Source organism: Streptomyces sp. NPDC048637 (assembly GCF_040650675.1).
Taxonomy (GTDB): domain Bacteria; phylum Actinomycetota; class Actinomycetes; order Streptomycetales; family Streptomycetaceae; genus Streptomyces.
Genome location: NZ_JBEZHQ010000060.1, coordinates 28,062 through 40,288, shown reverse-complemented (window position 1 = coordinate 40,288; position 12,227 = coordinate 28,062). Strand labels below are relative to the sequence as shown.

At 72.3% G+C, this 12,227-nt stretch carries 12 protein-coding genes and 1 pseudogene; 4 read left to right on the top strand and 9 right to left on the bottom strand.

Features of this window, described 5'->3' with window-relative positions; all coding sequences use genetic code 11:
• Positions 1–224: 224 nt before the first annotated feature.
• From cseC to AB0C46_RS38600, 3 genes are read right to left on the bottom strand one after another with little or no spacing between them, the layout of a single operon-like run.
• Positions 225–1,526 carry a two-component system sensor histidine kinase CseC gene (gene cseC, locus AB0C46_RS38610; protein WP_362833790.1) on the bottom strand — a complete coding sequence of 434 codons (1,302 nt, stop codon included), beginning with the start codon at positions 1,524–1,526 and terminating at the stop codon, positions 225–227.
• A gap of 8 nt (positions 1,527–1,534) precedes the next feature.
• A complete protein-coding gene (gene cseB, locus AB0C46_RS38605; protein ID WP_362833789.1) occupies positions 1,535–2,245 on the bottom strand; it encodes a two-component system response regulator CseB in 711 nt (236 codons plus the stop codon).
• 9 nt (positions 2,246–2,254) lie between these two features.
• Complete coding sequence (locus AB0C46_RS38600) at positions 2,255–2,764, bottom strand: hypothetical protein (RefSeq protein ID WP_362833788.1); 510 nt, start codon at positions 2,762–2,764, stop codon at positions 2,255–2,257.
• Between AB0C46_RS38600 and AB0C46_RS38595 the strand changes: the two genes are divergently transcribed.
• Positions 2,754–3,068, top strand: a complete 315-nt coding sequence (locus AB0C46_RS38595) for a hypothetical protein (protein ID WP_362833787.1) — start codon at positions 2,754–2,756, stop codon at positions 3,066–3,068. The genes AB0C46_RS38600 and AB0C46_RS38595 overlap by 11 nt on opposite strands.
• Positions 3,069–3,143: 75 nt before the next feature.
• Here AB0C46_RS38595 and AB0C46_RS38590 read toward each other — a convergent pair whose 3' ends face one another.
• Both AB0C46_RS38590 and AB0C46_RS38585 read right to left on the bottom strand, forming a co-directional pair.
• Complete coding sequence (locus tag AB0C46_RS38590) at positions 3,144–3,695, bottom strand: SigE family RNA polymerase sigma factor (protein ID WP_037743322.1); 552 nt, start codon at positions 3,693–3,695, stop codon at positions 3,144–3,146.
• Positions 3,696–4,105: 410 nt separating this feature from the next.
• Positions 4,106–5,065: an A/G-specific adenine glycosylase gene (locus tag AB0C46_RS38585; protein ID WP_362833786.1), complete on the bottom strand. Its 960-nt coding sequence runs from the start codon at positions 5,063–5,065 to the stop codon at positions 4,106–4,108.
• Between the two features lie 531 nt (positions 5,066–5,596).
• Between AB0C46_RS38585 and AB0C46_RS38580 the strand changes: the two genes are divergently transcribed.
• Positions 5,597–6,313: a hypothetical protein gene (locus AB0C46_RS38580; RefSeq protein WP_362833785.1), complete on the top strand. Its 717-nt coding sequence runs from the start codon at positions 5,597–5,599 to the stop codon at positions 6,311–6,313.
• A gap of 145 nt (positions 6,314–6,458) precedes the next feature.
• Here AB0C46_RS38580 and AB0C46_RS38575 read toward each other — a convergent pair.
• Positions 6,459–6,869: pseudogene (locus AB0C46_RS38575) on the bottom strand (phosphatase PAP2 family protein); the annotation flags it as partial.
• A gap of 42 nt (positions 6,870–6,911) precedes the next feature.
• Positions 6,912–7,043, bottom strand: coding sequence for a hypothetical protein (locus AB0C46_RS38570; protein WP_362833784.1), 132 nt, complete (start codon positions 7,041–7,043; stop codon positions 6,912–6,914).
• 231 nt (positions 7,044–7,274) lie between these two features.
• On the opposite strand from AB0C46_RS38570, the gene AB0C46_RS38565 reads away from it, so the two are divergent.
• On the top strand, positions 7,275–8,087 hold the full coding sequence (locus AB0C46_RS38565; RefSeq protein WP_362833783.1) for a hypothetical protein: 813 nt from the start codon (positions 7,275–7,277) through the stop codon (positions 8,085–8,087).
• A gap of 114 nt (positions 8,088–8,201) precedes the next feature.
• Positions 8,202–9,194 carry an NAD-dependent epimerase/dehydratase family protein gene (locus tag AB0C46_RS38560; RefSeq protein WP_362833782.1) on the top strand — a complete coding sequence of 331 codons (993 nt, stop codon included), beginning with the start codon at positions 8,202–8,204 and terminating at the stop codon, positions 9,192–9,194.
• A gap of 303 nt (positions 9,195–9,497) precedes the next feature.
• Here the strand turns inward: AB0C46_RS38560 and disA are convergent, their stop codons facing one another.
• Together disA and radA are read right to left on the bottom strand one after the other, a co-directional pair.
• Complete coding sequence (gene disA, locus AB0C46_RS38555; RefSeq protein ID WP_362833781.1) at positions 9,498–10,622, bottom strand: DNA integrity scanning diadenylate cyclase DisA; 1,125 nt, start codon at positions 10,620–10,622, stop codon at positions 9,498–9,500.
• A 125-nt stretch (positions 10,623–10,747) separates the two neighbouring features.
• Positions 10,748–12,160 (bottom strand): DNA repair protein RadA, encoded by a 1,413-nt coding sequence (gene radA, locus AB0C46_RS38550; protein ID WP_362833780.1) that lies wholly within the window; start codon positions 12,158–12,160, stop codon positions 10,748–10,750.
• Positions 12,161–12,227 lie beyond the last annotated feature (67 nt).

Genomic DNA, 12,227 nt, shown 5'->3' with positions numbered 1-12,227 from the left:
GGGTGTGGGACTGCTTCGCTTTACGTCCCACACCCCTGCCCCTCCGGCCCGTCCCCGCACCCCGACAGCCCCGCGCAGCGGATCCCGCCCGCCGCCAGGCGCAACGGTGGGACGGCCGAAACACGCCGAGGCCCACACAGCGCCCCGGCCCGCCGCAGGCGCAACGGCGAGAACCACCACGGCGGGACAGCCGACAACGTGGGAAGCGCCCCCAAGCGCAGCGGCTACCGGTCCGGGAGATGGATGACCGGGAAGCTGCCCGTATTGGTGGGGGCATTCTCCGGGAGCCAGAGAACGGAGACCGCGCCGGTCGAACCGTCCGTCAGTTCATCGGCGTTGCGGAAGGTGAGACGAGCGCCCAGCACGCGGGCCTGGCCGGCCGCGATCGTCAGCCCCAGACCGTGGCCCCGGCCCGCCCGGTCGCTGCTGCCCGTACGGAAGCGGCTCGGGCCGTCCCGCAGCAGCGCCTCGGGAAAACCCGAACCGTGGTCGCGCACCCGCAGCACCCGGCCCTCGACGGTGACTTCGATCGGCGGCCTGCCGTGCCGGGCGGCATTGGCGATGAGATTGCCGAGGATCCGCTCCAGCCGGCGCGGATCGGTGGTGACCTCGGCGTCCCGTACGACATCGATGCCGATGTCCGGGTCGAGGGCACGCACCCGGCGGGTGACGAACTCACCGAGCACCACGTCCTGCAGCTCGGCGCGCTCCGCATGGCCGTCGAGCCGGGCCACCTCCAGGACGTCCTCGACGAGGGTGCGCAGCGCCTGCGCCCGGTCACGCACCAGCTCGGAGGGGCGGCCGGGCGGCAGCAGCTCGGCGGCGGTCAGCAGACCAGTGACCGGGGTACGCAGTTCATGCGCGATATCGGCGGTGACCCGCCGCTCGGCCTCGATACGTTCCTGGAGGGCGTCCGACATGGCGTCCACGGCCCACGCCAGATCGTCGGTCTCGTCCCGCACCCGGCCGCTGCCGACCTCGTCGCGGATCCGGACCGAGGTGTCGCCGTCGGCGAGCTTCCCGGCCGCCGCGGCCGCCTTGCGCAGCCGCTGGGAGAGCCGCCCGCCGACCAGCACCCCCAGCGCACAGCCCCCGACCACCACCGCGGTCGAACCGATGACCAGCGCCTGGTCCAGATCGTCCAGAACGGAAACCCGGTCGGGGAAACGGTGCGTGGACAGCACCCGGCCGTTGCTGAGCGGAGAGGCGGCCCACACCTCCGGCAAGCCCTGACCGGTGTCCTGGAGGTAGGTGGCGCGCTTGTTCTTGGCGACCTCGTCACGCAGCGGCTGCGGCAGGTCCGGATCGTCGATCTTCGCCCCGGACAACAGCCGGCCGGAGGACTCGAAGATCTTCTGCGTGAAGTTGAGCCGCTCGATCTGCACATCCCGGCTGTTGTCGAGCATGGAATGCCGCGCGGCGTTGTGCACGACAAGGCTCAGCGCGATCGCGACCAGTGCTCCGACGAGCGCGATCGCGGCGCTGAGCTTCCATCTCAGCCCCGTTCGCAGGGCCAGCCTGACCACCGGAGGTGTCAGCCTCTCAGTTTGTATCCGAAGCCGCGGACCGTCTCGATCCGGTCCTGGCCGATCTTGCCGCGCAACCGCTGGACATGGACGTCCACCACCCGGGTGTCGCCACCCCAGCCGTAGTCCCAGACCCGCTCCAGCAGCCGGTCGCGCGAGAGGACCGTACCCGGCGCGTTGGAGAACTCCAGCAGCAGCCGCATCTCGGTGGGCGTCAGCGCGACATTCTCGCCGCCCTTGCGCACTTCCATGCCCTCGGTGTCGATCTCCAGATCACCGAAGCGCAGCACCGCCTCGGCGGGATCGTCCGCATCGGCCGCGGCGGCGCCCGCCCGGTCCGGGCCGCTGGCGTGACCGAAACGGCGCAGCACCGCGCGGATACGGGCGACCAGCACCGCACCGTCGAACGGCTTGGTGACATAGTCGTCGGCGCCGGCCTCCAGGCCGAGCACCACATCGATGGAGTCGGCACGCGCCGACAGCATGATGACGGGAACCGTCGACTCGTCGCGGATCCGCCGGCACAGGCTGACCCCGTCGAGCCCCGGCACCATCACATCGAGCAGTGCGATGTCGGGACGGTTGGCGCGGAACGCCTCCAGACCCGCGAGCCCGTCGGGCATCGCGGTGACCACGAAACCGTCCCGCTCCAGAGCGAGCTGAGTCGCCTCGCGGATGACGTCGTCGTCCTCGACGAAGAGCACATGGGTCTCGGCCATGCGGTTGTCTCAACCCTCCGTTCCCGTGCCGTCGTCGGGCGTGTCGCCGTCGACGGTGGTCTTGCTGTAGTCGGTGTGATAGCCATCGTGCTCGACGAAGCCGCCGTTTTCCCAGCGGTAGGGGACCACATCCTCACCGGAGGGGCAGCACACCTTGTCGCCGGTGTCGTAGGTCTGCTTGGAGACCTCCAGCTCGCCCTTGATGACCGTGGCCGAGACCGACGGCTGCTCGTTGCTGTACACGTTGTCATACCCGCCCTTCGCACCGCTGCGTTTGCGATAGACGTACGAGCCGATGCCGACGGAATCCGCGCAGGTCATGACGTTGACGATGACATCGGGGGACTTGCCGCCGGTCAGCGACGCATAGGTCACCTCGACCGGGTACTCGTCGGCGGCGCACGGCTCGTAAAGGGACTTCTTCACAAACGCGCCGACCTTCGGGTCGTCCCTCAGCAGCTGGACCGCGTCGACCTTCTTGTAGGCCGCGGTCGAGGTCGGGCTGGGGGTGCTGCTCACCGGCGGGTTCTTGGGCGCGGGGGTGCTGCTGGCGGAGCCCTCGCTGCGCACGCCCTCGCCCCCCGGATTGCATCCGGCCAGCAAAAGGCCGACGGCGGCCACTCCTGCCGTGGCCGCGCCGCCTCTGGTCAACCCGCTCCTGGTCAACCTGTTCCTGGACAATCCGCTCCCGCTCACCGTGCTGCTCGCACAGCCGCTGATCCCGCTGCTGTTCCTGAACCGATTGTCGCGCGTCGAGCCCGGAGCTGTAAGGCGCCTGACGTTCTGCCCGCTTTCACCGGTAAGGATGCTTTTCGTCTGGTAACTGGTGTGGTGCCGAGTCTGGCGCTGCGTTCCGTGTTGCGTCCCGTGCCGTGTACCGCGTGCCGTGCGTCGCCCGTCAGGCCGCGCACCGCTCCCGCTCCCGCTCGCCGCGCTCCAGCATCCGCGCGTCGATGTCCCGCATCTGCAGCTCCTGACGCAGCCGCGCCAGCGCACGGTGCAGCGTGCTCTTGACGGTACCCGTCGACATGCCGAGCGCCGCCGCGGTCTCCTCCGTGCTCATCTGCTCCCAGTGTCGCAGCACGACAACGCTGCGCTGCTTGGGAGCCAGCACCCCGAGGATGTCCATCAGCAGGGCACGGTCGGCGCGCTGCTCGGTGCCGTCGTCCACGCTCGCGTCCGGAAGCTGCTCGGTCGGCACCTCCTCCAGCTTGCGCGCCCGCCACCACTCGGTCCGCGTGTTGATCATGACGCGGCGGAGGTAGGCGTCGGCCAGCGACTTGTCCGCGATGCCGTCCCAGCGGCCGTACGTGCGGACCAGGGCCGTCTGCAGCAGGTCCTGGGCGTCGACCGGGTCGGGCACCAGGCGCCGGGCGCTTCGCAGCAGGGCCTCCTGCCGCGTACGAACGTACTCTTCGAAGTCCAGTACCTTGCCGCCGCTGGTCGCCATCTCGACGCCTCCGATCCGCTTGCGATTCCCCACGTTGACCGTGCTGATGGTCATCTCCAGCACGAGGAAGACGCTACGGAGAGGGTGTTGCGACGTAATGTGCGTCGGCCCCACAACGAGTGCACGGAAAACCCTCGGTTGTGTAACAGCGCGCCAGGGGTCATACCTCGGACGGACAGCGGGCCTGTTCACGTCATACTCCGGGGGGAGAAACGCCCCCGTCGCAAGACCTATCGGCCGTGACGCGACGGCAACCAAGCCCGGTGAGGGCCTTCTTCAGGCCGTATCGCGGCACCATTCGGTCATGCTGCCCGAAAGGTGACACCGAATCAGACGAACGGCCGTCACGCCAGGAGGCGCGGCCGCCGAAGCAGTCACGCCTCCTCTTTCCCGCGGATGTGACAGCCGCGCTACGTCAGCGGCAGCCGGTACCGGCCCCCGCCCAGCGGCTCGACCAGACCGTCCGAGACCAGCCCGTCCAGCGCCCGCGCCCGCTGCACCGGATCGTCCCACACCGCGTCCAGCACCTGCTGCGGCACCGGCGCGACCGCCTCGCGCAGCACGGCCAGCAGCTTGCCGCGCACCTGCCGGTCGGTACCGGCGTACGTCTGGGTGCGGCGCGGCGGACCGTCGTGCGCCGGGGAGCCGGCCTGCCGCCACGCGCACTGCGCCGCGATCGGACAGCGCCGGCACTCCGGTGTGCGCGCCGTGCACAGCAGCGCACCCAGCTCCATCGTGGCCGCCGCCCAGCGCGCCGCCAGCTGCTCGTCCTCGGGCAGCAGCGCGCGGGCGAGCTTGCGCTCCGCCGCGGTGGTGGCGTTCGGCGGGAACTGGCGGCCGGCCACCGCGCGGGCGAACACCCGGCGCACATTGGTGTCCAGCACCGCGTGCCGCTGCCCGTAGGCGAAGGACGCGACCGCCGCGGCCGTGTACTCGCCGACGCCGGGCAGCGCCAGCAACTGGCCGTGCTCACGCGGCACGTCGCCGCCGTGCCGCTCCTGTATTGCGGACGCGGCGGCGTGCAGCCGCAGGGCGCGCCGTGGATAGCCGAGCCGGCCCCAGGCCCGGACCGCCTCGCCCGGCGCCTCGGCGGCCAGGTCGGCGGGGCGCGGCCAGCGGGCCAGCCACTGCTCGTACACCGGCAGCACTCTGCTGACCGGGGTCTGCTGCAGCATGAACTCGCTCACCATCACACCCCAGGCGCCCGCTTCGGGGCGGCGCCAGGGCAGATCGCGGGCGTGCTCGTCGAACCAGTCGGTGACCGGGCCGTGCAGCGCGGTCCCGTCGGAGGCTTCCGCGGCCGCGTCGGCGGCGGAAGCGGTCTCGGCGGCGGCGGTCGTGGCAGTGGTGGTGACAGGCGTCGAAGTCATGGCACTGCCGATCCTGGCACGTCCGGGGTCGCCCAGGAAACGCACCGGGCCCGCCCCGCCGCACGCCCACCCGCACGCAGGACGGCCGGGTGCCCATGGGGGTGGCTACCGGGGGGTACGGGATGGGGTGGGGCGGATCCGGGGGAGGGGGCGGTGTGAGCCCTGGTCCCGCGGCTGGGGTGGCGGGTCCGGGGCGGCGGTCGGGTGGGGGTGGGGCCGGGGCAGCGGCAGGGGCGGGGCCAGTGCTGTGGTGGGGCGGTGGGGAGTGGCAAGTGATGGGGGCGGCGGGTCCGGGGTGGCGGCAGGGCCGGGAGTAGTGGCCGGGGGGCGGCTCGGGCCGGCGGACGGGCGGCGGGTCGGGGGAAGGGGCGGGGCGTGCGGTGTGTCGGGCAAGGGGGGCGCGGTGGCTGGGAAAGGGGCGCGCGGTGTGCGCCACGGGTGGGGGCACCGAGGGTCACGCCTTGGCGGGAACTGGCTACTCTCCGTAATCGTTGCTGGAATAGAAGGGAGGCGGCAAGCGAGGATGCGGGCATGGCGGAGATGGGCGGAGCGGAAGATGCGGGCGGCAATGCGGGGCCGGGCGGTCCGGCGGGACCGGGCGATGGGGCGGGGCCGGGCAACGGGGCGGGGCTGGGCGACGAGGCGAGACCGGGCGGTGAGGCGGGGACGGGCGGCCAGGCCTGCCCGGAGTCGATCCGGCGCGCGCTGGCCGCGCATACGACGATGACGCTCGCGTATGTGGACGAGGACGGGCCCCAGGCGTGCGCGGTGCTGTACGCGACCGATGCGGAGGTGTACGCGACCGACGTGGAGGTGTACGTGACCGACGCGGAGGGCCGCGGGTCGTCCGGTGTGGCGTCCGGCGTGGCGTCCGGTGTGGTGTCCGGCGGGGCGGGGGCCGGGGTGGCTGCGGTCAGGCCCGCGCTGTACTTCGTCACCGCGACCACGACGCGGCACGGCCGGGCCCTCGTGGAGCCCGGCGCGCGGGTCGCGTTCACGGCGCAGCGGGACGGTCAGGAGTGGAGCGCCTTGACGGGGCTTCAGGGCCGGGGGCGCTGCCGCCCGCTGACCGGCGCCGAGCGGGCGGCCGGCTGGCAGGTCTATGTCGAGCGCTTTCCGTTCGTCGCGGCGAGCGACCGGCTGCGCGCCGCCCTGGAGCGCACCACGCTGTGGGAACTGCGCCCCGACTGGCTGCGGCTGATCGACAACGGACAGGGCTTCGGCCACAAGGAGGAGTGGCCGGGGTGATGGGGCTGCTGAGGCGGTAAGACTGCTGGGGTGGTGAGGCTGCGGGGCGGTGAGGGTGCTGGGCGGTGGGGCGGTGACGTCCCGCGGCGGTGAGTTCCCCCGGCCGCGCGGCCGCGCCCCCCATGGATGCCCGGCCGTCAAGTCGTTACGCCGCCACGAGCGCCCGCCACCGTCCGGCGCGGATTCGTACCACCAGGTCGGTTGCCGGGCGGCCGAGCAGGGCTGTGCACAGCGCTGCCACCGCCGCGCCGAGGGTGAGACCGGCCAGCACGTCGTGCGGGTAGTGGACGCCGACGAACACCCGGGACAGGCCGGTCAGCAGGGCGACCGGCAGTGCGAGCAGGAGCGTGGCCCGGCAGGCGAGAGTGAGGCCGACGGCCAGGGCCGCGGCGATCGTCGAGTGGTTGCTGGGGAAGGACCAGTCGCCCTCGGGCGGGCAGCGCACGATCGAGGTGGCCGCTCCCGCCACCGCCCGGCACGGGCGTTCCTCGTCCACCAGGCTCTTGACGAGTTCGCTCAGCAGGTAGGCGACCGCGCTGGATATCGGCACCAGTAGCGCGAGGGCGACCGAACGGGCCGTACGGCTGCGGGCCCGCCATCACACCGGCACCGCCATCGCCATCAGGAGCAGCAGCCCGCCCTCGGTGCCGAGGCCGGCCAGGGTGCGGAGCCAGTCGGGGGCGTGGTGGGCGAGGTCGGTGAGGTCGCGGTAGAGAGTCGTGGTGTTCATGATCAACAACCGTACGGACCGGCCCGGTTGGTGCGCAGCCGACGATCGGCAGGGGCGCATCTGACGAAAGTAAGGCCGGAGCGGAGCAGACCGAGATCTAACGGGCATCAGGCCCCGTTGGGGCCGGAATTGCGGCCGGGGTGCCGACTCCGGGCCGATCATGGGAAAAGTTGCAGCCGGATGCGGCGGGTACTGGCCGGTGCGGGTGCCGATCTCTCGTAGAGTTTCCGCGTGGGATCACTGCGCAATCCGATCGGGCCGCTTCCCTCCTCCATCTACTGGCGGCGGAGGGCCGTTGCGCTGGCCATCATCGTCCTGCTCGCCCTCCTGGTGGTGTGGGCCCTCAGCTTGGGCGGGGACGCCGGCAAGAGCAGCGATGAGGGCAAGGGGTCGCACGGCAAGGGCCCCGCGACGTCCATCACGCCAGGGCCCTCCGCCAGCGGCCCGGTGAACGACCAAAAGCCGGGCGGACGCGATGAGTCGGGCGACGACGAGGGGTCGGACTCGGGCTCGGGCGGCTCGGGCGCCGCGGGCGGCGGCGGAAGTTCCGGTGGTGGCGCCGGTTCCGGGGGTTCCGGTTCCGGTGGCGGGCCGATCGGCCAGGGCTCCGGCAAGAACGCCGTCGCGGCCGGCTCCTCGCTCCCCAACTGCATTGCCGGGAAAGCGGAGTTGGCGCTGCGCAGCGTCAAGCACTCCTATGCGCCGGGCGTCCGGCCGAAGTTCGAGCTGACGGTCGAGAACGCGGCCGGGGCGGCCTGCAAGGTGGACCTCGGGCAGAAGGCGGCGGTGCTCACCATCAGCGACGCCGCGGGCGACGACCGGGTGTGGGCCTCGAACGACTGCCCGTCGGGCACCGAGCCCGCGCTGCTGCAGGTGCCGGCCAAGGGATCCGTGCAGCGCGTCATCGAGTGGGACCGCCGGGCCAGCGGTCCGCAGTGCGCCACGCCGAGTTCGGCCAAGGTGCCCGCCGGCAAGTACGAGATCGAGGCCAAGGTGCCGGGGCTGGAGGCGGCCCGCACGACGTTCGTCCTGGCGGAGGGCTGAGGCGGAGGGCTGAGGCCCCCCGGATCCCCTCCCTCCGCTTATTCCGCCCAGAGGGATTCCGCTGAGAGCGTGGGCCGCTGGTCCCGGGCACCGCTGTCCGGCACAGTCGCCGACATGAAGCTACTGATGCTGGGTGGTACGGAGTTCGTCGGCCGGGCGGTCACCGAGGCGGCGCTGGCGCGGGGTTGGCAGGTGACGGTGTTCCACCGTGGGAAGCACGCCCCGCCGGAGGGGACTGCGGCGCTGCACGGCGACCGTGGGGATGCGGCGGGGCTCGCGGCACTGGAGCAGGGTGAGTGGGACGCGGTCGTCGACACCTGGAGCGGTGCGCCGTCGGCGGTGCGGGACACGGCGCGGCTGCTGGCCGGTCGGGTCGGGAGGTATGCGTACGTCTCCAGCGGCTCTGTGTACGCCTTTCCGCCCACCGCCCCGTACGGCGAGCAGGCTCCGCTGGTGACGGGCTCCCCGGACGCCACGGACGCCGAGGACTATGCGCAGGCCAAGCGGGGCGGTGAGCTGGCCGTGACCGAGGCGTTCGGGGACCGGGCGCTGCTGATCCGCGCGGGGCTGATTCTCGGGCCGTACGAGAACATCGGGCGGCTGCCGTGGTGGCTGGGCCGGATCGCCCGCGGTGGCCCGGTCCTCGCCCCGGGTCCCCGGGAGTTGGCGCTGCAGTACATCGATGTCCGGGATCTCGCCGTATGGACGGTCGAGGCGCTGGAGGCCGGGCTCGGCGGTCCGTACAACCTGGTGAGCGAGTCCGGGCACGCCACGATGGGGGAGTTCCTGGAGAGCTGTGTGCGGGCCACCGGCGCGGACGCGGAGCTGCGCTGGACCGCTCCGGAGGATGTCCTCGCCGCCGGTATCGAGCCCTGGAGCGAACTGCCGGTCTGGCTGGCGGCGGGCGAGCTGCGGGACACGTTCTTCGGCGCCGATGTGTCCAAGGCCCTGGCGGCCGGGCTGCGTTGCCGTCCCATCGGCGAAACGGTCACTGACACCTGGGCCTGGCTGCAGTCCCTCGGCGGGGTGGCCCCGCAGCGCCCGGACCGGCCGGTGGTCGGCCTGAGCCCGGAGAAGGAGGCGGCGGTGCTGGGCCGGGCCGGCTGACACCGGTCATGACGCCGGACCTCTCCGCTGCGGCGCCCGGCGGCGAGGTCACGGCGTCGGATGTCGTCGATGCCACCAATGTCACCGATGCCACCGATGCCGCCACTGCCCCGACGTCGGACGGGTCACCCCGTCGTCAGACGTACCGATAGGCGTACGGCGAGCCGCACCGCGAGACATACGGCTAGACGGACCGCGAGACATACCGCGAGACATACGGCGGCCGTACCGCCAGCCGTACCGCTAGACGCACCGCGAGCCGTACCGCGAGCCGTACCGCTAGACGCACCGCGAGCCGTACCGCTAGACGTACCGCTCCAGGATCGACGACTCCGCCAGCCGGGACAGGCCCTCGCGGACCGAGCGGGCGCGGGCCTCGCCGACGCCGTCGACCGTCTGGAGGTCGTCGACGCTGGCCGCGAGCAGCTTCTGCAGGCCGCCGAAGTGGTCGACGAGGCGGTCGATGACCGTGCCGGGCAGCCGGGGGACCTTCGCCAGCAGGCGGAAGCCGCGCGGCGAGACCGCGGAGTCCAGTGTTTCGGGGGCGCCGCTGTAGCCCAACGCGCGGGCCACAGTGGGGAGTTCGAGGAGTTCGGTGTGGCTGAGGGCGTCCAGCTCGGCGAGCGCCTCGGCGACCGTACGGGAGCGCTTGGCGGTCGGCTCGGGGACGTAGTCGCGGACGACCAGCTCCCGCTCGGGCTCCACGCCGGCGATCAGCTCCTCCAGTTGGAGGGTGAGCAGCCGGCCGTCCGTGCCGAGCTCGACGACGTACTCGGCGATCTCGGTGGCGATCCGGCGGACCATCTCCAGGCGCTGGGCGACCGCGGTGACATCGCGGACCGTGACCAAGTCCTCGATCTCCAGGGCGGAGAGGGTGCCGGCGACCTCGTCCAGGCGGAGCTTGTAGCGCTCCAGGGTCGCCAGTGCCTGGTTGGCGCGGGAGAGGATCGCGGCGGACTCCTCCAGGACGCGGCGCTCGCCGTCGACGTAGAGGGCGATCAGGCGCATCGACTGGCTGACGGAGACGACCGGGAAGCCGGCCTGGATGGAGACGCGCTGGGCGGTGCGGTGGCGGGTGCCGGTCTCCTCCGTCGGGATGGAGGCGTCCGGGACCAGCTGGACACCGGCCCGGAGGATCTTGGTGATGTCCTTGTCGAGGACCAGCGCGCCGTCGAGCTTGCACAGCTCGCGCAGCCGGGTCGCGGTGAACTCCACGTCGAGGACGAAACCGCCGGTGCACATGGATTCGACGGTCTTGTCGAAGCCCAGCACGATCAGCCCGCCCGTGTTGCCGCGGAGGATGCGCTCCAGGCCGTCGCGCAGGGCCGTACCGGGCGCGACGGCGCTCAGCGTGGCGCGCATCAGGCTCTCGGTGCCGGAACTTCCGCCGGACCTGCCGGGAGTCGATGCCCGGTCGTTGGCTGCCACTGCACTCCTCCGTCGCAAGGTCTGTCGGTCCGCAGGCCGCCCGGTCCATGCTGTGGTTGACGTACCAGCGGAGCGTACGTGGCCGACAGGCAATTCTGCGGTGACGGGCGAGACCAGGGCAAAGTCTACCGGCGTGCGCCCTCTTCCTGTGGGGCCTCCCGGCGGACCCGCTTGGGCAGCACGCTGAGTGCCTGTCCGACGTCGGCGACCTCCAGCACCCGCATTCCGTCGGGGATCTTGCCGGGGTCGGAGGGGACGAGGGCGTGGGTGAAGCCGAGCCGGGCCGCTTCGGACAGCCGGCGCTGGACGCCCGTGACCCGCCTGACCTCGCCCGCGAGCCCTACTTCGCCGATGGCGACCAGGTTCTTCGGCAGGGGGGTGTCGCTGGCCGCGCTGGCCAGGGCGAGGGCCACGGCGAGGTCCGCGGCGGGCTCGGTCAGCTTCACGCCGCCGACCGTTGCGCTGTAGATGTCGCGTTTGCCCAGGGCGCTGATCCGGCCGCGCTGTTCCAGGACGGCGAGCATCATCGAGACCCGGGAGGTCTCCAGGCCGGAGGTGGTGCGCCGGGGGGAGGGGATCTGGGAGTCGACGGTCAGCGCCTGGACCTCGGCGACCAGGGGGCGGCGGCCCTCCAGGGTCACGGTCAGGCAGGTGCCGGGCACCGGCTCGGCACGGCGGGTCAGGAAGAGGCCCGAGGGGTCGGCGAGGCCGACGATGCCTTCGTCGTGCAGCTCGAAGCAGCCGACCTCGTCGGTGGTGCCGTAGCGGTTCTTGACGCCGCGGACCAGGCGCAGCCGGGCGTGCCGGTCGCCCTCGAAGTGGAGGACGACGTCGACGAGATGCTCCAGCAGGCGCGGTCCGGCGATGGCGCCGTCCTTGGTGACATGGCCGACCAGGAGGGTGGCCATACCGCGTTCCTTGGAGGCCCGGATCAGTGCGCCGGCCACTTCACGGACCTGGGCCATACCGCCGGGCGCCCCTTCGATCTCGGGGGAGGCGACGGTCTGCACCGAGTCCAGGATCAGAAGTGAGGGCTTGACCGTGTCCAGGTGGCCGAGGACGGCGGAGAGGTCGGTTTCGGCGGCCAGATACAGATGGTCGTCGAGGGCGCCGATGCGGTCGGCGCGGAGCCGTACCTGGCCGGCGGACTCCTCGCCCGTCACATACAGCGTGCGGTGGGTGTCGGAGGCGGCCTTGGCGGCGACGTCCAGCAGCAGGGTGGATTTGCCTACGCCGGGCTCGCCGGCCAGCAGCGCGACGGCGCCGGGGACCAGCCCGCCGCCCAGGACGCGGTCCAGCTCGGGCACGCCCGTCGAGCGGGCGGTGGCCTGCTTGCCGTCGACCTGGCTGATGGGCAGGGCGGCGGTGGTGACCCGGCCGGGCGCGGTCGTGCGCACCGCGGGGGCGCCGCCGAACTCCTCGACCGTGCCCCATGCCTGGCACTCGGGACAGCGGCCGAGCCACTTCGCGGTGGTCCAGCCGCATTCGGTGCAGCGGTAGGAGGGACGCTCCCTGCCCGACGATTTACGCGTTGCCATGGGGTCACCGTAGCGGCGGGGTCCGACAATGCCGCCGGGAGTCTCACGGAGCGGGCGCCCGTCCAAG

Bases quoted from the DNA above. Each gene is read 5' to 3' on its own strand.
- cseB (WP_362833789.1), bottom strand. From the start codon at position 2,245: ATGGCCGAGACCCATGTGCTCTTCGTCGAGGACGACGACGTCATCCGC.
- radA (WP_362833780.1), bottom strand. From the start codon at position 12,160: ATGGCAACGCGTAAATCGTCGGGCAGGGAGCGTCCCTCCTACCGCTGC.
- AB0C46_RS38590 (WP_037743322.1), bottom strand. From the start codon at position 3,695: ATGGCGACCAGCGGCGGCAAGGTACTGGACTTCGAAGAGTACGTTCGT.
- AB0C46_RS38560 (WP_362833782.1), top strand. From the start codon at position 8,202: ATGAAGCTACTGATGCTGGGTGGTACGGAGTTCGTCGGCCGGGCGGTC.
- AB0C46_RS38585 (WP_362833786.1), bottom strand. From the start codon at position 5,065: ATGACTTCGACGCCTGTCACCACCACTGCCACGACCGCCGCCGCCGAG.
- AB0C46_RS38580 (WP_362833785.1), top strand. From the start codon at position 5,597: ATGGCGGAGATGGGCGGAGCGGAAGATGCGGGCGGCAATGCGGGGCCG.
- AB0C46_RS38570 (WP_362833784.1), bottom strand. From the start codon at position 7,043: ATGAACACCACGACTCTCTACCGCGACCTCACCGACCTCGCCCACCAC.